This is a genomic window from Brucella pecoris, assembly GCF_006376675.1.
GTDB classification, from domain to species: Bacteria; Pseudomonadota; Alphaproteobacteria; order Rhizobiales; family Rhizobiaceae; genus Brucella; species Brucella pecoris.
Genome location: NZ_VEWK01000001.1, coordinates 429,100 through 449,150 on the forward strand (window position 1 = coordinate 429,100; position 20,051 = coordinate 449,150).

Genomic DNA, 20,051 nt, shown 5'->3' on the forward strand with positions numbered 1-20,051 from the left:
GCTCAAGGAGGGTTCCATGACGAATACGCTTCTTGAAGGAAAAGCTGGCATACAGGTACAGAAGAATGCCGCGAGTTCTGCGACCTCCGGCTTCCACGCCTTCATCACTCGACTTCATTTCTATGTCGGCTTGTTTGTCGGCCCTTTTATTCTGATCGCAGCCGTGACGGGCACACTTTATGTTCTCACGCCACAGCTTGAAAACTACATCTATCGTGATCAGTTGCGTACCGCGTCGCTTGGACCCTTGCAACCACTGGCAGAACAGGTGAAAGCGGCGGAGGCATTCATAGGGGACGGCCCGAAACTTTTCGCCGTAAGGCCTTCGACCGGCCTCGGCTGGAATACAAGGGTCATGTTCAACCAGCCTGGACTGGGAGAATCTGAAAGCCGGGCAGTTTTCATCGATCCTGTCACGCTGGCTGTGAAGGGTGATCTCGTTGCCTATGGCACAAGTGGAACATTGCCGTTTCGCGCTGCAATCGACTATCTGCACCGCAATCTAATGCTCGGGGATTTCGGGCGTTATTACAGCGAACTTGCTGCATCCTGGCTCTGGATCGCGGCGCTCGGAGGTGTACTGCTTTGGTGGCGGAAGCGGGATATCCGGCGAAAACAAAAACAAACGAAAAACATACACCTGAACACTCGTCGTTTTCACGGTCAGGTTGGAATCTGGAGTGCTGTCGGGCTTCTATTCCTCTCGGCAACCGGTATGACGTGGTCACAACTGGCTGGTGGAAGAATTGACCAGTTCAGAGCTGCGGCAGGCTGGGTTACGCCTTCGGTCTCGACAGCTTTGAACAAGGTGACAGATTCCGAGCAAGGACATGACGCACATCAAGGCCATGGTTCTATGCCGATGCCGATGCCGATGCCGTCCGGCGCGGGGGATGTGAAGGATTATGTCAGGCAAGTAGATGGTGTTTATCTGGCAGCACGACAGGCAGGAATCGATTCATCCATGGTCGAGATCCGACTGCCCCGTTCATCAGATCAAGGCTGGCTAGTGCGTGAATACGACCGTTCCTGGCCGACACAGGTAGATACTATTGCTCTCGACCCAAGGGATATGAGAGTTATCAGTCGTGCGGATTTTGAAACCTTCCCCATCATCGCAAAATTAATCCGCTGGGGCATTGATCTTCATATGGGCGTCCTGTTCGGTGTGGCCAATCAAATCGTGATGGGTGCACTTGGCCTTTCGCTTATTGTGATGATTATCTACGGCTATCGCATCTGGTGGCAGCGGCGTCCGCCTGCTGGATCAATGCCGAGAACGTTGATCGCAAGCTGGAAACGCCTCTCTGTCTCGCAGAAAATCGGGATTGCAATCGCTTCTGTTACTATCGGTTGGACTTTGCCGCTGGTCGGAATCAGTCTGATTGCGTTCCTGGTGATTGATTTTGTGCGCTGGCAATTCGCGGGTCAAAGGCCTGCTGTTGGCTGAAGCATCAAGCTGACGTCCGCCAAGGCGGGCGTCAGCTCCGGTTGCCGTCAACTGGCCGGGCGTGGGGGCAGTCCGGCACGGGCTCGCATCTTTTCCAGAAGGCTGGCAGCAATAGGTTCATAATTTTCATCAAAATGATGACCACCAGCCAGTTTCATGATTTCCATACCTTTGAGCTCGGCAGCGGTACAGGCGGTATCATCTTCCTCTTCGCCGTAGACACAAACCACGCGATCAAGCGGGATCGTAGAGATGGCCGGAACGACGTCCTTGTCACCGTCCATTCCGAGCCAGCCCTCGATGGAAACCTGAAATGTCGTCGTCGTTTCAACACCGAGAAGCCCGATCATTTTTGTCCGCTCTTGTATGGCAGGGGGCAGATATTTCCACGCAAACGGGAATGTGTCGGCGCCGAATGAATAGCCCAACACCGTGACCGGCAATTTGTTTGTCGGGTCAGCTTTTTTGATCATGGCCGTTGTGTCGTTGGCAATTTCTTCCGGTGTCCGTTCCGACCAGAAATAGCGCAGCGAATCCACGCCGATGACGTGAACGCCATGGGCCTGCAGCCATTCACCAATGGATTTGTCGAGGTCACGCCAGCCACCGTCGCCAGAATAGAAAACCGCAACCATGTCGGCTTTCCCGCCCTTGGCGGGAAGGTCTACGATAGGTAGAGCTTCGTTCTTCGCATCTTGATCCGCCATAGCGACAACATTGTCGACGGCCATTTTCAGACGCGCGGGGAATTCCGGCGCGGATTGAAGTACGGCGACATTTTCCTGGCGGGCCTTAACCGGATTGTTGACTGGGAATCCTGTGGGACCGATCACGAGAGCGGGGGCTGGAATTGCTGCGTTGAAGCCATAAGTAAAGCCTCCACCGGGAGCTTTGATGGCGTCTGCCTTCTCCGTGCACGAAGGCAGACGGGTTTTGGCCGGAACCGGATCAAGCGATACAGCGCCTGCAATGGTCGCGTCCGGGGAATCCGAGGCTGCCGCATAAGCAATGGTAGCGCCCTGTCCAATACCTGTCAGAACCGGATGAAAATAGACGCCCAGATCGAGCCCGCGTAACGCTTCCTTGGCGATGGCTTCGAAATCGGAGTCCAGATAGTTGCACTCGCCGTCCTCCTTGTCGAGGGCGGCGCGCCAAGGGCCAAGATCGACAGGCAGGACGATCAAATTCCGGGCAAGCATCGCATCCATGAATTTTTTTTCCCGGTCGCCAACGCCACCGTCATCGCTCAGCAGAATTGCCAGGCCGACGGGATCGTTCTTCGGCATATAAACCGGGATATTGGACAGCCTTTCGGCGCTGGCATGAATAACCGGTTCGTCTGAATCGGTAATTTTCGTCCAGAGGCGGGCGATTTTGCCTGTATGCATTGCGCCATACACGCCCGCAGCGGCCACCAGCGCCAGCCCAAGCACAGTAAAGAGAACGCGTCTTTTCTTCATTTGCGGATGAACTCCAGAGGGCTGCCATTGATGAGAGTTGTGGCATCGAGAAGGGCGCGCGGCGTCTCAAGGCCGCCCGGACAAACCATGTAGTGCGGGGTCCAGACCGGATCGAATTTTTCCTTGAAAGCTTTCAGCCCGTCAAAATGATAGAGATCGGCGCCGCGCTTGTAGATGAAGGAGCCGAAGCGGTTCCAGCGGGATGCCAGTCTGCTGCCGCTCAGGCCAGAAAGAGGGGCGGCCCCGAGATTGAACCACTTGTAGCCTTCCTCCTTGCTGGCCATCAGCAGTTTTGCGAAAAGCGCGTCCATCAAAAGCTTATGCACATTTGGCATGTAACGCATGAGGTCTACGGTGATTTCATACTTGTCCGCACCGCGCCACATATTGGCGAAAGCCACGATTTCTCCGTTGCTTTTCAATACCGCGACGTCGAAACGTTTCATGTATTCGTCATCAAAGTAACCGAGAGAGAAACCCTTTTCGCTGCCTGACTTGAAATCGAGCCATGCGTCGGAAATCTCGCGCAGGCGTGGAACGAGCGGCGGCACATCCGCTGCCGAAATGATTTCAAACGTCAGGCCATCCTTGTCGATCTTGCGATCGGCATAGCGGAATGGCTGACGACGTGGACCTTCGAGAGAGAAGTTGGTGAGGTCGACACGGGCAACTTCACCAAGCTTAAGTGCAATCAGTCCCATATCCAGAAACAGGGGCAGACTTTGCGGGCCAACACCGTAGAAGACGGTTCGCAAGGCAAGTTTGTCGGCGAGACTGTGAAACGACCAGGCAAGCTCCTTACCCGTGTACTCATTACCGATGGGGTCCCCAAGCGCGATCAGACTGCCTCCTGATTGCGCGTACATGACAAAGGCGCTCTTGTCGGGGGCGAGAAGAAATTGTTTGTCGCCGAGAAGGGCCAGAGCGGCATCGGTATGCGGCCATTGGGCGACGAGAGCTGGCACGGCATCGGGTATCGAATAATCCACCTTCCGTCTGCGGTGTCCCGTTCTGTTGATAATGGAATAAAGGCCCACCGCCGCAACAACGGCAAAGACAAGGACCGTCGCCCGCAGGAATCGAGGCGCGTTACCGTTCCAGGCGAAATCCCACCAGAGATCGTTGGAATATTCCACGTGGCGATAGACAAAAAAGCCGAGCCAAGTGGAGACGAGCACCGTCGTGCCGACGGTCGCGATCCAGTTCCAGCTTAAGTCGAATGGTCCAGAAATCGGGCGGCGGTAGAACGAGTCGCGGAATCCCCAAAGCGTGAAGGCGAAAATGCAGAGAATCGTCGCTTCTTCCCAGTCGAGACCTTTGGCCAGAGAAAAAGCAGCGCCGCTAAGGAGAAGGATTTGTGCGGCTACCCAAGCGCGCGCAAGTCGCTTCGACAGGCCGCGCGCGACGATGAGCAGCGCTACACCGACCAGGCTGGCGGCAAGATGTGACATCTCCATCAAGGACTCGGGGACGATGTCAGAAAGTAGTTTCACGCGATAGCGGAGGTCCGGCGTCGCACCGGAAACGAGAAGAATGATGCCACCAAGAAAGATGATGCTGGCGGACAGGCTGGGGATGAGTGGCTCGACCAGACGTTTGGCGAAGCGCGCCTGCTTCCCGAGCATATGGCGGCGACGCATGATCTCCCATATGAGAATACCTGCCGTCGCCACGACGAGTGGCATAACGGTATAGATAAGCCGGTAAGCAAGAAGTCCCGCAATCGCATCCGGCTTCCCGCCAAGGCCGAGACCTGCAATGATCGTTGCTTCAAATGCGCCAAGACCGCCCGGAGCATGGCTGGCAATTCCCAGTACGATGGCGATGACATAGACCAGTGCGAAAACCGCAAAGCTTGGCACAGTGTCGGCGGGCATGAGGACATAGAGAGTAGCGGCTGCGGCGCCCACATCCACAAGTCCTGCAAATATCTGGGTCAACGCTCCTTTGGAGTTCGGCAGGCGCAAACTGAACGAACCAATCGTGAAACTGCGTTGTCCATGCGACAGCCAGTAGATCAGCCAGCCAATGCCGCCCAGAATGGCGATGCCTGCCACAATATCGATTCGGGAATCGATGGCGGAGAGCCACGGAACATCCTGTGGGTCGATGAGAAGCGCGGCACCAACCATGATGATCAGTGCAAACCAGATCGCGAACCACGATGTTCCGACGATCTTGCCGATATCGGCGAGGCTAACGCCTTCCGCAGCATAGATGCGATAACGCAGAGCGCCACCGGTCAGCAGGGAAAAGCCAAGTGCATTGGAGATCGCATAACCCGCGGCCCCCGCAACTGCAGCAAGGCGACGCGGTATCTGATTGGGCGCGATCGTATCGACCGCCACGACATCGTAGAGTGCAACAGCGGCATAGCTAAGAGCCGTGAAAAACACGGCCAGGCCAAGCGTTGTCCACGAGATGTTGTGGAACGCGGCGAGTGTTTCCGTGCGAGATGTGTGCTGGAGCAGATTTTCTAGCACATAGATCGCAAGTAACGCGATTGCGATACCTGCTATCGGGAACAGAAAATGTTGGTATCGCTTGAACCAACCGGAATGTCTCGTCGACGTTACAGGTGGTGTTGAAGGCACGTCATCATCAATAAGGCTCATAGGAACATCGTCCGGTTGGAGCAATATATTATAAATCGCGCAATGATCTCGATTTAGGGCGAACTTGTGTTCGAGCGAGATGCCGCATTGAAAATATTCTAAGTAAAGCCGAAGTTGGTCTATATAAGCCTGCGGTTGGGCCGAACCGCAAGTGATTTGATGAATTGAAAGAGGTATTGGTGCTCGATATTTCATACATGACCGCAGCCGGAGCGGGCGCGTTGTCGTTCCTATCGCCGTGCGTCCTACCGCTTGTGCCTCCCTATCTGTGTTACATGGCGGGCGTGAGTGTTGAGGATTTCCGCGCAGAGAAAGCGACAGCGGTTGTGGCAGTACCTTCTGCGCGCCGTTCACTCGCCTTTGCGGCAATCTGTTTTGTTCTCGGTTTCACGACTGTTTTTGTGGCGCTTGGCGCGGGCGCCTCATCGATAGGAGCTTTCCTGCGCGCATGGCAGCAGGAGATAGCAATCGTTGCCGGTATTGTTATCATACTGATGGGACTGAACTTTCTCGGCATCTTGCGCCTGTCGTTCTTGTCCCGCGAAGCGCGCTTTCAGGCACGTAATGCTCCAGCATCGCCGCTTGGAGCCTATATTATGGGCCTCGCATTCGCCTTTGGGTGGACGCCCTGCATCGGACCTGTTCTTGGACCGATCCTGACACTTGCCGGCGGCAGCAGCACAGTCGGTGAGGGCGCGCTATTGCTGGCGACCTACTCGCTTGGCCTTGGTATTCCGTTTTTGATTGCCGCTCTTTTTTCTGGTGCATTCATGCGGTTTCTTTCGCGTTTCCGGGTGCATCTCGGCAAGGTGGAGAAAGCTATGGGCGCACTTCTGGTTGCTGCAGGTGTCTTGTTCCTGACTGGTGGCATGCAATCCTTCTCGTTCTGGCTGCTCGAAAATTTTCCGGCGCTTGGACGACTAGGTTAGAGTTCGACGGCAATCCGTAAGTTTTCATAGATGCTTTGATGTTATGAGCGAAGATCATCTCAAATTTCTGGACGACACCATGACAGATCGTACCTGCCTTTCCATTGTACTTGCTGCTGGCGAAGGCACACGCATGAAATCCAGCCTGCCCAAAGTACTGCATCAGGTGGCGGGCTTGCCGCTGGTGTGCCATGTGGTCAAGGCTATCCAGGGGACCGGCAAAGGCGATGTTGCGCTGGTCGTCGGGCGTGGGGCAGAAGACGTGCGCGGCGCGGTCGAGAAAATCGCAGGTTCGGTCTCCGCATTCGAGCAGACGGAACGCCTTGGTACGGCCCATGCCGCGCTAGCCGCACGTGAAGCGATTGCAAATGGTTATGACGATTTGCTGATCGTCTTCGGCGATACGCCGCTGATTGAAGCGCAATCACTGCAAGCCGCCCGTGCGCGCTTAGCCGATGGTGCAGATATCGTGGTGATCGGCTTTCGTCCGGCCAGTCCACATGGTTACGGTCGCCTGATTGAAGAGGGCGACCAGTTGGTTGCCATTGTCGAGGAAAAAGAAGCCACTGAAGCCCAGAAGCAGATCGGCTTCTGCAATGGTGGTTTAATGGCCGTGCGCGGAAGCGAGGCATTGGCACTGCTGGATGCAGTTGGAAACGACAATGCCAAGGGCGAATACTACCTGACGGACATTGTAGCCATTGCGCATGACAAGGGCCTCAACGTGACGGCTATCGAAGTGCCGGTCGACAATGTCATAGGCATCAACAATCGTGTGGAGCTCGCCGAGGCGGAAGCCATCTGGCAGAACCGTAAGCGCCGCGAGATGATGCTGGCCGGTGTGACATTGATCGCGCCGGAAACGGTGTTTTTCAGTCACGATACACTGGTCGAGGCCGATGTCATCATCGAACCGAATGTGTTCTTCGGTCCCGGCGTCCATATTGCATCGGGTGCGCTCATTCATTCCTTCTCGCATATGGAAGGGGCGAATGTCGGCCCCAAGGCTGAAATCGGGCCTTTCGCGCGTTTGCGTCCCGGTGCAAAGCTCGGTGAAAAAACCAAGGTCGGCAATTTCTGCGAAGTGAAGAATGCCGATGTGCGCAAGGGGGCCAAGATCAATCACCTGACCTATATCGGTGATGCGATTGTCGGCGCATCCAGCAATATCGGTGCAGGCACAATCACCTGCAATTACGACGGCTACAACAAATACAAGACGATCATTGGCGAGAACGCATTCATCGGGTCGAACAGCTCGCTGGTGGCCCCGGTGGAAATCGGCGACAACGCCTATATCGCATCCGGCAGCACCATCACCGACAATGTTCCGGCTGAAGCGCTGGCATTTGGTCGCGCGCGACAGGAAACCAAGGAAGGTCGCGGCAAGATCCTGCGGGAGAAGTATGCCGCCATCAAAGCGGCTAAAACCTCATCGAAGTAAATCGACTATCTGACGACCCGAGCGAGGATGGCGTGACTTGTCGTTCCGTTCTAGAATCTTTAAACCGGCTGGCAAAAGCAAGCGACCCAGATCTGGAGCAGATGCATGTGTGGAATTATCGGTATTATCGGCAAGGATGAAGTCGCGCCGCTTCTGGTCGATGCTCTGAAACGACTGGAATATCGCGGCTACGATTCCGCTGGTATCGCCACTTTGCAGGGGGGCAAGCTCGACCGTCGCCGTGCGGAGGGCAAGCTGGTCAATCTTGAAAAGCGTCTGGCCGGTGAACCACTTCCCGGTGTGATCGGCATTGGTCATACGCGCTGGGCAACACATGGCAAACCAGTAGAACGCAATGCGCATCCGCATGTTACAGAGCGCCTTGCTGTCGTTCATAACGGCATTATCGAAAATTTTGCCGAACTGCGCACCATGCTCGAAGCTGAGGGCCGCAAGTTCCAGACCGAAACCGATACCGAAGCTGTTGCCCATCTGGTGACCCGTGAACTGGATAAGGGCAAGTCGCCGGTTGAAGCCGTGCGCGACTGCCTGCCGCAGCTCCATGGCGCTTTCGCACTCGCCTTCTTGTTCGAAGGTGACGAAGAGCTCTTGATCGGTGCCCGTCAGGGGCCGCCGCTTGCCGTCGGTTATGGCGAAGGTGAAATGTTCCTTGGCTCTGACGCAATTGCACTGTCGCCTTTCACCGACACTATTGCCTATCTCGAAGATGGCGACTGGGCCGTGCTGACGCGCAAGGGTGTGACAGTGTACGACGAAAACAACAACGAAGTTGAGCGCCCGATCCAGAAGACGCAGACGGCCAATATGCTCGTCTCCAAGGGTAATCATCGTCACTTCATGCAGAAGGAGATGTTTGAGCAGCCGGAAGTGATCTCTCACACGCTTGCCAACTATCTCGATTTCACCACCGGCAAGGTGCGTCAGGAAGCTATTGGCGTTGATTTCAGCAAGATCGACCGTCTGACGATTTCCGCCTGTGGTACGGCATATTATGCCGCCTCAGTTGCCAAATACTGGTTCGAACAGATTGCGCGCTTGCCGGTCGATAGCGATATCGCTTCCGAATACCGTTATCGCGAAATGCCTTTGTCGAAGGATTCGCTTGCAATTTTCGTATCGCAGTCGGGCGAAACAGCGGATACGCTGGCGTCGCTGCGTTACTGCAAGTCGCAAGGGCTGAAGATTGCTTCCATCGTCAACGTAACCGGCTCGACCATCGCGCGTGAATCCGATGCCGTGTTCCCGACGCTCGCCGGCCCAGAAATCGGCGTTGCCTCTACGAAGGCTTTCACCTGCCAGCTTTCGGCCATGGCATCGCTGGTCATCGCAGCCGCCAAGGCGCGCGGCACGATTGACGATGCGCGCGAACAGGAACTGGTACGCCAGCTTTCCGAAGCGCCGCGTTTCCTCAATCAGGTGCTGAAGCTGGAAGACCAGATCGCTGCGGTCTGCCATGAACTCGCCAAGGTCAATCATGTGCTTTATCTGGGTCGTGGCACGTCTTTCCCGCTCGCCATGGAAGGCGCACTGAAGCTCAAGGAAATCTCCTATATTCACGCCGAAGGCTATGCTGCTGGCGAGTTGAAGCACGGACCGATTGCTCTTATCGACGAAACCATGCCAGTGATTGTCATTGCACCGTCCGATCGTCTTTATGAAAAGACCGTCTCCAACATGCAGGAAGTCGCAGCACGCGGTGGTCGCATCATTCTGATCACCGACAAGAAGGGGGCAGCAAGCGCCAGCGTCGATACGATGGCAACCATCGTTCTGCCGGATGTACCGGAATTCATCACGCCGCTTGTCTATGCACTGCCGATCCAGATGCTGGCCTATCACACTGCTGTCCTGATGGGCACAGATGTCGATCAGCCCCGCAATCTGGCAAAATCGGTTACGGTTGAATAAAATCAGCTTGTTACAGCATTTTCTTGATAAGTTCATAGAATGGCCGCACCAGCGGCCATTTTTTATCCAGCTCGAAGCAGCCGTATCGCCTCATCGCGTCCAAACAGATAGAGCAGCACACGCAACGCCTGACCACGCTCGGATTCCAGATCGGGATCGCTGGTCAAAACATAGCGGGCGTCCTTGCGGGCGATTTCCAGAAGATCGCCATGCGCTTCGATGGATGCAAGGCGGAAGCCCGGCGTGCCGGACTGGCGGGTGCCGAGCAACTCACCTTCGCCGCGCAATTTCAGATCCTCCTCTGCGATACGGAAACCGTCTTCCGTTTCGCGCATCACTTTCAGTCGCGCTTGACCGATTTCGCCCAGTGGCCCCTTGTAAAGCAGGAGGCAGGTGGATGGTTTGTCGCCGCGTCCCACGCGCCCGCGCAACTGGTGCAATTGCGACAGGCCGAACCGCTCGGCATGTTCGATGACGATGATAGTTGCATCGGGCACGTCCACACCGACTTCAATAACGGTAGTCGCAACCAGAAGCCGTGTTTCGCCCTCCTTGAAGGCACGCATGGCTTCGTCCTTTTCGGTGCCGCTCATGCGGCCATGGATAAGACCGATGCGGTCGCCGAAGGCGGATTTGAGGCTTTCAAACCGCTCTTCCGCCGATGTCAGCTCAACGAGTTCGGATTCTTCCACCAAGGGGCAAATCCAGTAGACTTTCTGGCCTTCCTGCACCGCTTTACGGATGCGCTCCACCAGTTCACCCATGCGCTCCATCGGCAGAATGGCTGTCGTAATCGGCTGGCGTCCGGCGGGCTTTTCGGTCAGCTTGGAAACGTCCATGTCACCGAAGGCGGTCAGAACCAGCGTGCGCGGGATTGGGGTTGCTGTCATCACCAGCATATCGGGGGCCGAGCCCTTTGCGGTCAGCATCAGGCGTTGATGCACGCCGAAGCGGTGCTGCTCGTCGATGATGACTAGAACGAGGTCGTGATACTCAACCTTTTCCTGAAACAGGGCGTGCGTGCCGATGACAATATCGATCTCGCCATTCTTCAAGCCTTCCAGCACGGCATTCCGGTCGCGACCTTTTTCGCGGCCAGTCAGTAGGGCGGCTTTCAGCCCGGCTTTTTCGGCAAGCGGCGCGATGGTCGCGAAATGCTGACGAGCAAGCACTTCGGTCGGCGCCATGAGGGCGGATTGTCCGCCGGATTCCGCAGCATGTGCCATGGAGAGCAGACCCACCACCGTTTTGCCCGATCCGACATCGCCCTGCAAAAGCCGCAACATGCGCTCCGGTGATTTGAGGTCTGCGATGATTTCGCGAACGGCCTGATCCTGTCCCTTGGTCAAACGATAGGGCAGGTGGCGCATGATCTCGGTTACGATACGCCCGTTGCCGTCCAGCGGACGACCCGACAATCGGCGTGTCTTGGCACGCACGAGGGCAAGGGCGAGTTGGCCAGCCAGAAATTCATCATAAGCCAGCCTGCGCCGCGTGATGCCTTCAAGCGCAATGTCGGACGGATCTTCCGGCTGGTGCAAAGTGTTGAGTGCATCCTGGAAGCCTGGAAAACGCTCGCGCGCCAATAACGGGCCGTCTATCCATTCCGGTAGAGGGGGAACGCGTGTCAGCGCTTCCTTGACGGCTCGCCCCAGTGTTTTTGGCGAGAGGCCAGCCGTCAGCGGATAGACCGGCTCGACCATCGGCAGATTGGCGGCATCTTCGATACTCGCAATATAGTCCGGATGCACCATGGAGGCGCGCCCGTTGAACCATTCCACCTTGCCGGACACGATGACGGTTTCGCCTTCGGGTAGCATCTTGTGCAGCCATGGCAATTGCGCATGGAAGAAAGTCAGCGCAATCTCTCCGGTGTCGTCGTGGGCGAAGACGCGATGCGGGACATTTCCTCTGCCGGGCGGTGGGGGCTGGTGTTGATCGACCACCACTTCCAGCGTCACAATGGCGACTTCCTGCGCCAGCGCAATGCCGGGGCGGTTGCGCCGGTCGATGACGCTGTTCGGCGGCAGGAACAGAAGCTGGCCGACTTTCGGTTCCGCGCCGGGCACTTCGGTGCCCAGAAGTTTACCAAGCAAAACCGCCACCTTCGGGCCAATGCCAGAAAGCGAACGGACGGAAGCAAAAAACGGATCGAGCATGGATGGACGCATGGCGGCGAGCATTAACTGCTTCGCTGTCAGGTGCAAGCCTGAGCCATCATCTTTTCGTGCTCTTTTTGTTCTTGCCTGATAAACAGGTTCCCTGTTCGGTCCCAGATGCTATATACCGGCAGCGATTTGAATAAATGGAGCGGTTCCGACATGACTGGCAGCACACTTGCGACGGGAAATCTGGATGTACGGCGTCGCAAGCTTTTGTTTCGCGCCTGGCATCGCGGCATGCGCGAGATGGATTTGATTTTGGGCCAATATGCGGATGAGTATATTGCCAGCTTCACCGATGCCCAGTTGGATGAATTCGAACAAATTCTGGAAGTGCTGGACCGTGATCTTCTCAAATGGGTGACAGGTGAAAGCCCTATCCCAGCAGAACATGACACGCCGCTTTTCCGCGATATCGTCGCTTTCCGTGACCGCATAGAGTTTTAAAAAAATCCATGCCCGTTTTCAGCAAATTTGGTCTCAAGCCCAGTACGGATACGAAAGTCGGACGCCACATCGTCATTGATGGTGTTGCCGATGGCTTCGAGGCGTTCTGTCTCGCGCGTCTGGCGGATGAGATCGGTGAACGCGGGCCTATCATGTATATCGTGCGCGACGGGCAGCGCATTGCCGATCTGGAGCAGGTGTTAAGCTTTGTCGCACCCGACATGCCGGTGCTGCATCTGCCTGCCTGGGATTGCTTACCCTATGACCGTGTATCGCCGGGTGCCGACGCATCGGCGCGCAGGCTGACTGCGCTTGGTGCTTTGGCGGCACTCAAGAAGACACCGCATCCCGCCATTGTTCTCACCACGGCCAATGCCGTGCTGCAAAAACTGCCGCCACAGGCGGCAATTGCCGAACAGGTGATTTCGGCGCGTCCGGGCAACCAGCTTGATATGAACGATCTGGCTTCAAGGCTAGAGCGCAACGGCTTCGAGCGTGTGTCAACCGTGCGCGATATTGGCGAATTCGCTGTGCGTGGCGGTATTCTCGATCTTTACGCTCCCGGCGCGGAAGAGCCGCTGCGGCTTGATTTTTTCGGCGATACGCTGGAAACGATACGCGCCTTTGATCCCGCTTCGCAGCGCACCACGGGCACACGCAAGGAATTTGTGCTTCAGCCGATGAGCGAAATCACGCTCTCGCCGGATATGATCAGCCGTTTCCGCAAGAATTACGTGGCGATGTTCGGCGCGCCGCAGCGTGACGATGCACTGTATCAGGCGATCAGCGAAGGCCGCCGTTTTGCCGGTATGGAACACTGGCTGCCGCTGTTCTACGATCATCTGGAAACAGTTTTCGACCATGCGGGCGGTATGCCAGTGGTGTTCGACCATCTGGTGCATGAAGCGCTGACCGAGCGCCACACCATGGTGGTGGACCATTACGAGGCCCGGCTGCGTCAGGCCGAAGGCAAGGAAGCCGGTAGCGATGCCGTTCCCTATAAGCCAGTCAAGCCGGAGACACTCTATCTCACGCCGCAAGCGGTCGAGGATGCCGTACAGGCGAGTAGGCTTCGCATAGACCTCACGCCCTTTGGCGCTCCGGAAGCATCGAACCGCACCATTGTTCATGCCGATGCGCATAAGGGCCGCAACTTTGCCGAGGAACGTGCTGCAACCGACGTGAACCTGTTCGAGGCAGCGGTGAAGCACATTGCCGATCTGCGCGCCTCCGGCAAGAAGGTGCTGGTTGCCGCCTGGACGGAAGGCTCGCTTGACCGTCTGTTGCAGGTTCTCGACGAGCATGGGCTGGAGAAGATCGAGACGGTTGATCGTCTTTCAACCGTCAAGGCGCTGTCGCGTGACAAGGTGACTGCTGCGGTGCTGGCTGTTGAAAGCGGCTTCGATGCCGGTGATCTCGCAGTCGTTGCCGAACAGGATATTCTGGGCGACCGTCTTATCCGCCGGTCCAAGCGTCGCAAGCGCGATCAGGATTTTATCTCGGAAGTGGCTTCGTTGACGGCAGGCGACGTCGTCGTCCATGTCGATCACGGTATTGGTCGCTTTATCGGCCTCAAGACCATCACGGCAGCAGGCGCGCCGCATGATTGCCTTGAAATCCACTATGCGGGTGATGACCGGCTGTTTCTGCCGGTTGAAAATATCGAGCTTCTGTCGCGCTACGGTTCTGAAGGCTCCGATGCGGTTCTTGACAAGCTTGGTGGCGGCGCATGGCAAATGCGCAAGGCTAAGCTCAAGAAGCGGTTGCTTGAGATTGCTGGCCATCTGATCCAGATTGCTGCCGAGCGCCAGATGCGCGGCGCGCCGGTGATGACGCCGCCGGATGGGCTCTATGCTGAATTCTCCGCGCGTTTTCCATATGACGAGACCGAAGACCAGATGACGGCCATTGAAGCCGTCGCGGATGATCTTGCGGCAGGCAAGCCGATGGATCGCCTGATCTGCGGCGACGTTGGTTTCGGTAAGACGGAAGTGGCGCTACGCGCCGCTTTCATCGCAGCTCTCAATGGTGTTCAGGTGGCGGTCGTCGTGCCGACGACGCTTCTGTCGCGCCAGCATTTCAAGACCTTCTCCAAGCGCTTTCACGGCCTGCCGATCAATGTTGCCCATGCTTCGCGGCTGGTCGGCACCAAGGAACTGGCTGCGACCAAGAAAGGTTTGGAAGAGGGCACTGTCGATATTGTGGTCGGCACTCATGCGCTGCTCGGCAACTCGATCAAGTTCAAGAATCTCGGCCTGCTCATCATCGATGAGGAACAGCATTTTGGTGTAAAACACAAGGAACGGCTCAAGGAACTGAAATCCGATGTGCATGTGCTGACCTTGTCGGCAACGCCGATCCCGCGCACATTGCAGCTTGCACTGACCGGCGTTCGCGAACTGTCGCTGATCACCACGCCGCCGGTGGATCGCATGGCGGTCCGTACCTTCGTTTCACCGTTCGATCCGCTTGTCATTCGAGAAACACTGCTGCGCGAGCGCTATCGCGGCGGCCAGAGCTTCTATGTTTGCCCGCGTATTTCCGATCTGGGGGATATCGAAGAATTCCTGAAAGAACACGTGCCGGAACTGAAAGTCGCCGTCGCACATGGCCAGATGGCGCCGGGCGTGCTCGATGACATTATGAACGCCTTCTATGACGGCCAGTACGACGTGCTGCTTTCCACGACGATCGTGGAATCCGGCCTCGATATTCCGACTGCGAACACGATGATCGTACATCGTGCCGACATGTTCGGTCTGTCACAGCTCTATCAGCTCCGCGGCCGTGTCGGACGCTCCAAGCAACGCGCCTTCGCGCTCTTCACGCTTCCGGCGGGCAAGATGCTGACACAGATGGCCGAACGCCGTCTCAAGGTGCTGCAATCGCTGGATACGCTTGGCGCAGGCTTCCAGCTCGCCAGCCATGACATGGATATTCGCGGCGCTGGCAATCTGTTGGGCGAAGAACAGTCCGGCCATATCAAGGAAGTCGGTTTCGAGCTTTACCAGCAAATGCTGGAAGAGGCCGTTGCGACGCTCAAGGGTTCCGGCGAAGTGGAAGACAGCCAGTGGTCGCCGCAGATCGCGATCGGTACCGCCGTGATGATCCCTGAAGCCTATGTGCCCGATTTGCAACTGCGCCTCGGCCTTTATCGCCGCCTTGCCGATCTGGAAGATCCACAGGATATCGACGCATTTGGCGCAGAACTCATCGACCGCTTCGGCCCGATGCCGGAAGAAGTGCAGCATCTGCTCAAGATCGTCTACATCAAGGCGCTGTGCCGTCGCGCCAATGTCGAAAAGCTGGATGCTGGCCCGAAGGGCGTCGTCGTCCAGTTTCGTCATGCGACGTTCAACAATCCGGTCGGTCTGGTGAAGATGATCGGCGAGCAGGGCTCAATGGCGAAGATCAGGCCGGATCAAAGCATTGTATTCATCCGCGACTGGCCGACGCCGGAAAAACGTCTCAACGGCGCTGCCGTTATCATGACACAAATGGCGAAAATCGCGGCGGGTTAAATCGCCGCCTTTGTCAGTTTACCGATCTTCGGAAATGCCCGGCTCGAAGCCTTCCGCCGTCTGGCGAATGGCATCGGCCAGAGCATCAGCGGTTTGCGCGCCCATAACGGCGTATTTCTGGTCAATGATGAAGCAGGGCACGCCGCGCACACCGATACGGTTGGCGGTGTCGATTTCCTCACGGATTGTTGCCTTGTCGGCTTCGCTCTCCAGCAGACGGGCGACGACGGCGGCATCCATGCCAGCGCTTGCTGCGGCATCGACCAGCACTTCGTGATCGCCGATGTCTTGTCCCTGCTCGAAGTAGAGCGAAAACAACATACCGACCACCCGATCCTGCGTATCTGGGGCAGCCTGTGCGGCCCAGTGGATGACGCGATGCGCATCAAGCGTGTTCGGCGCGCGGGCGATTGCATCAAAATCGAAGACGATGCCGCTTTCTTCGCCCAGCTCGGTCAGTTGTTTGTGGATGTCATCGATCTTGGAGCCGCTGCCAAATTTCTCCCGCATATAGGCTTGGCGATCCTTGCCTTGCAGAGGCAGGGTAGGGTCTAGCTGATAAGGGCGCCAGCGCACTTCTGCCTCCACGTCGGGCACCATGGCCAAAGCCGATTCGAGGCGCTTGCGTCCCAGAAAACACCATGGGCAGACGACATCCGATACGACATCGATAGTAATCTTTCTGGTGGCCATGGTAGCGTCTCCGTGCAGGAACCGGAGGCTCGGCCTCCCGTTGAATATTCATCATATATCGGGTGCATGTAGGGCGAATTACATCAACGTTAAAGCCCGGTTATGGTTTTGCGCGCCACCAAGTTGGCAATTGGTAGCCATAGAGCGAAGTCTTTTGCGGATGTTCTATACGATCCCAGCGCGCCACCCACTGGTAGGGCAGGTGGTAAAGCGGAATGTAGTAGTCACCAGAGATAAGTACGCGATCAAGCGCGCGCACCGCACTCACAAAATCAGTGCGACTTCTTGCGGCCAGCAATGCTTCGATCATCGCATCGACTGCCGGATCGGCAACGCCCGGATAGTTGAAACTACCCTGAACTTCGCGCGAGGCTGCACCCCAGCGCATCCATTGTTCGTTGCCGGGCGAAAGCGAACCGGTCAGTGCGCCGAGAATCATATCGTAGTCGAATGTCTGGAGACGTTGCTGATATTGAGCGTCATCTGCTGTACGTATCTCGGCTGTGATACCGAGCCGCGCAAGATTGCGTTTATAGGCCAGCGCGACTTTTTCTTCATCAGGCGAGCGCGTCATGATCTCGAACTTAAGCGGCTTGCCGGAGGCATCGACGGCGAGGCCATGTTCAAACTGGAAACCGGCTTCCGTAAGGAGATCGTAGGCTTTCTTTGCAGGCGTCCGGTCATGGCCGCTGCCGTCCGTTACGGGCGGGTGCCATGTGCCATTCATGACGTCCTCACGAACAGCTTCGAGGAACGGCTCCAGTAACTGTTTCTCGCGGGCATCTGCTGGCTTGCCGACGGAAGAAAGTTGCGAACCTTCCCAAAAACTTTGCGTACGGCGGTATTGGTCGGCGAAAAGATTGCGGTTAGCCCATTCGAAGTCGAACAGCAGCCCCAGAGCTTGCCGGACGCGACGGTCGGCGAAAATTGGACGGCGCGTGTTGAACACGAAGCCCAGCATGTTGGCTGGCGTGCCTTTTTCAAAGCTGTCCTTGATGACCTTGCCCTGTTTTACAGCCGGGAAATCATAAAGCTTTTCCCAGCGTGTCGGGTTTGCCTCGATGAAAATATCAAGCAGACCTTTCTTGAAAGATTCAAACAGGGAGGTTTCGTTGCGATAATATTCGATGGTCAACGTATCGAAGTTATTGAGACCGCGCTGCGACGGCAGATCCTTGCCCCAATAGTCTGGGTTGCGCTTGTAGATGATGCGCTGGCCGGGCTGCACGCCGGAAACGAGATAGGGACCGCTGCCGACAGGTGGTTTCAGCGTTGAATTGCCGAAGGTTTCGCGATCGATGGCGTGCTTAGGCAGCACAGGCATCGATGAGGCGATCAGCATCGGAAATTCACGATCCGATTTGTCATTGAAAGTGAAGCGAACTGAGCGCTCCCCCGTCTGTTCGATTTTATCGACCCGACTCATCCGGTTGTTGTAAGGAGGGCGGCCCTTTTTCGTCAGAATGTCGTAGGTGAAGAGAACGTCGTCCACCGTCACTGGCTGGCCGTCCGACCATTTCGCCTTCGGATTCAAAGTGAATTCGACCCATTTGCGGTCCGGATCGACAGTAACCTTCTCAGCCAGCAGGCCGTAAAGGGTAAATGGCTCATCCCGCGAACGCTGCATAAGTGTTTCATAGACCAGATTGCCGAGGTCGACGTCCCCAAACAGTCCGCGCGCTGTCGTGCGCATGCTTTTCAGCACAAACGGATTGAGGCTGTCGAAAGTGCCGACAACGCCCATTGTGAGTGCACCACCCTTCGGTGCGTTGCCGTTTGCATATGGGAAATGGGTAAAGTCAGCCGGTAGCGCCACGTCCCCATGCATGGAGAGCGCATAGTCGGGCTGTGCTTCGGCTATCGCCTGCGCCGGCATCGCGCCGACGACAGCTCCGGTAAGGCTCGCAAGAACCAATTTGCGGAGAAAGGCAATCAATCCGTTCAACTTCAATCGTCCATTGTAAATAAGTTTGATGGTCGCCGCTGGGAAGCGTCGATTCGGAACCGAAAACTAGCATGATCGTACATTATGTGCGGAATTAGGGCGTGTCCGTCACGTGACAGTAGGGGCTAAAATAAAGATTTTGGCGGATTCCGAGTATGGAATGTCGAAACTCATCTGGATTCATACCCCTAGTCGTTGTAACACGGCTCCGGATTAGGCCCGGACAGGGTCTTGTTGGGGGTCAAAATCCCCAAGGTCACGCTGTTGCCGCATTTTCAAACCAGTGACGGTCTATCGCTGACTTAAGAATATAGAACGGGAACTATAGATCAGAGCGTTGAAAGGAACCTGTTGATCATGTCCAGCACGAAGACAATCGCTGCCGCATCTGCCATCGCTGGCGCGTTCGCCCTGCTTGCCTCCGCGACGATGCCTGCATCGGCACAGCAGCCACCACAGGGCTGGTTCAAGGTCTGCTCGAAGCAGGAAGACAATGACATCTGCAACACGCAGAACATCGTCACTGCGGATTCCGGCCAGCTCCTGACCGCCGTCAACCTCATCGAAATCAAAGGCAAGATCAACCGCAAGATCTTTCAGGTGACTGTTCCTATCGGGCGCCTGATTCCTGCCGGTGTTGGTCTTCAGATCGACAACAACAAGCCGGTCAAGCTCGAATACGGCATCTGCTTCCCGGATCGCTGCATCGCCGAAGCTCCGCTGACCGACGATCTCATCAATGCGCTCAAGAAGGGTGGCAAGCTGACCCTGACTTCGGTCAACTATCAGAACAAGCCAAACCCGATTCCGGTCGCGCTCACCGGTTTCTCCGGGGCCCTGACCGGTCCAGCTCTCAAGCAGTCGGAACTGGAAGAACGCCAGAAGGAACTTCAAGACGCTGTTCAGAAGCGCCAGAAGGATTTCGAAGCCAAGATGAAGGCTGAACAGGACAAGGCAAAGGGCGCAGCTAACTAAGCTGCTCTCCAGTCTGTTATAAGAAAGGGGCGCTTCGAGCGCCCCTTTGTGTTTTGAGCTATCACTTTAAAAGAAAGTTCTATCTTAGTTCGAATGCTGTGATTTTACGCGATAGGAGCCATTGTCCAGCCGATCGAACATCTCCTCGATCTGAGGGTGACGCAGAGGCTCGCCGCTTAGATCAGGCACAAGGTTCTGTTCCGACACATAGGCGACATACTCGGATTCTGCGTTCTCTGCGAGCAGGTGGTAAAAAGGCTGATCGCGATGCGGGCGCGCTTCCTCGGGAATGGACGCATACCATTCTTCCGTATTCGCAAATTCGGGATCCACGTCGAAGATAACCCCGCGGAAGGGGAATAACCGGTGCTTGACGACCTGACCGATCTGAAATTTCGCGTGCTTTATCTGTGTCATACCCATGCAACGTTATGTAGTTCACCGCGTGACAAATTAAAGTCGGCGAGAACCGGCAATTCTG

At 56.3% G+C, this 20,051-nt stretch carries 13 protein-coding genes; 7 read left to right on the top strand and 6 right to left on the bottom strand.

Going from position 1 to position 20,051, the window contains the following annotated elements; genetic code table 11:
- Positions 1–16: 16 nt before the first annotated feature.
- A complete protein-coding gene (locus FIB18_RS01990; RefSeq protein WP_140019169.1) occupies positions 17–1,450 on the top strand; it encodes a PepSY-associated TM helix domain-containing protein in 1,434 nt (477 codons plus the stop codon).
- Positions 1,451–1,497: 47 nt separating this feature from the next.
- Here FIB18_RS01990 and FIB18_RS01995 read toward each other — a convergent pair whose 3' ends face one another.
- Both FIB18_RS01995 and mprF read right to left on the bottom strand, forming a co-directional pair.
- Entirely contained in the window at positions 1,498–2,910 is a 1,413-nt protein-coding gene (locus FIB18_RS01995) for a virulence factor family protein (RefSeq protein WP_174977377.1), read from the bottom strand.
- Positions 2,907–5,525: a bifunctional lysylphosphatidylglycerol flippase/synthetase MprF gene (gene mprF, locus FIB18_RS02000; protein WP_174977378.1), complete on the bottom strand. Its 2,619-nt coding sequence runs from the start codon at positions 5,523–5,525 to the stop codon at positions 2,907–2,909. Before mprF ends, FIB18_RS01995 begins: the two co-directional genes overlap by 4 nt.
- A 197-nt stretch (positions 5,526–5,722) precedes the next feature.
- Between mprF and FIB18_RS02005 the strand changes: the two genes are divergently transcribed.
- The 3 genes from FIB18_RS02005 to glmS all read left to right on the top strand — a co-directional run bounded on the left by FIB18_RS02005 (position 5,723) and on the right by glmS (position 9,827).
- Complete coding sequence (locus tag FIB18_RS02005; protein ID WP_210296005.1) at positions 5,723–6,454, top strand: cytochrome c biogenesis CcdA family protein; 732 nt, start codon at positions 5,723–5,725, stop codon at positions 6,452–6,454.
- Between the two features lie 79 nt (positions 6,455–6,533).
- Entirely contained in the window at positions 6,534–7,898 is a 1,365-nt protein-coding gene (gene glmU, locus FIB18_RS02010; RefSeq protein ID WP_140019172.1) for a bifunctional UDP-N-acetylglucosamine diphosphorylase/glucosamine-1-phosphate N-acetyltransferase GlmU, read from the top strand.
- 105 nt (positions 7,899–8,003) lie between these two features.
- Positions 8,004–9,827, top strand: coding sequence for a glutamine--fructose-6-phosphate transaminase (isomerizing) (gene glmS / locus FIB18_RS02015; protein WP_140019173.1), 1,824 nt, complete (start codon positions 8,004–8,006; stop codon positions 9,825–9,827).
- 62 nt (positions 9,828–9,889) lie between these two features.
- On the opposite strand, the gene recG is transcribed toward glmS, so the two are convergent.
- Positions 9,890–12,010 (bottom strand): ATP-dependent DNA helicase RecG, encoded by a 2,121-nt coding sequence (recG, locus tag FIB18_RS02020; RefSeq protein WP_174977379.1) that lies wholly within the window; start codon positions 12,008–12,010, stop codon positions 9,890–9,892.
- A gap of 138 nt (positions 12,011–12,148) precedes the next feature.
- Here recG and FIB18_RS02025 point away from each other — a divergent pair, with 138 nt between their 5' ends.
- Both FIB18_RS02025 and mfd read left to right on the top strand, forming a co-directional pair.
- Positions 12,149–12,436 carry an FAD assembly factor SdhE gene (locus tag FIB18_RS02025; protein ID WP_140019174.1) on the top strand — a complete coding sequence of 96 codons (288 nt, stop codon included), beginning with the start codon at positions 12,149–12,151 and terminating at the stop codon, positions 12,434–12,436.
- A gap of 8 nt (positions 12,437–12,444) precedes the next feature.
- Positions 12,445–15,957 (top strand): transcription-repair coupling factor, encoded by a 3,513-nt coding sequence (gene mfd, locus FIB18_RS02030; RefSeq protein ID WP_140019175.1) that lies wholly within the window; start codon positions 12,445–12,447, stop codon positions 15,955–15,957.
- 18 nt (positions 15,958–15,975) lie between these two features.
- Here the strand turns inward: mfd and FIB18_RS02035 are convergent, their stop codons facing one another.
- Together FIB18_RS02035 and FIB18_RS02040 are read right to left on the bottom strand one after the other, a co-directional pair.
- Entirely contained in the window at positions 15,976–16,650 is a 675-nt protein-coding gene (locus tag FIB18_RS02035) for a DsbA family oxidoreductase (protein WP_140019176.1), read from the bottom strand.
- A gap of 100 nt (positions 16,651–16,750) precedes the next feature.
- A complete protein-coding gene (locus FIB18_RS02040; protein ID WP_140019177.1) occupies positions 16,751–18,601 on the bottom strand; it encodes an extracellular solute-binding protein in 1,851 nt (616 codons plus the stop codon).
- A 351-nt stretch (positions 18,602–18,952) separates the two neighbouring features.
- On the opposite strand from FIB18_RS02040, the gene FIB18_RS02045 reads away from it, so the two are divergent.
- A complete protein-coding gene (locus tag FIB18_RS02045) occupies positions 18,953–19,570 on the top strand; it encodes an invasion associated locus B family protein (RefSeq protein WP_010658835.1) in 618 nt (205 codons plus the stop codon).
- Between the two features lie 84 nt (positions 19,571–19,654).
- Here the strand turns inward: FIB18_RS02045 and hspQ are convergent, their stop codons facing one another.
- Positions 19,655–19,993, bottom strand: a complete 339-nt coding sequence (hspQ, locus tag FIB18_RS02050; protein ID WP_140019178.1) for a heat shock protein HspQ — start codon at positions 19,991–19,993, stop codon at positions 19,655–19,657.
- Positions 19,994–20,051: the final 58 nt, after the last annotated feature.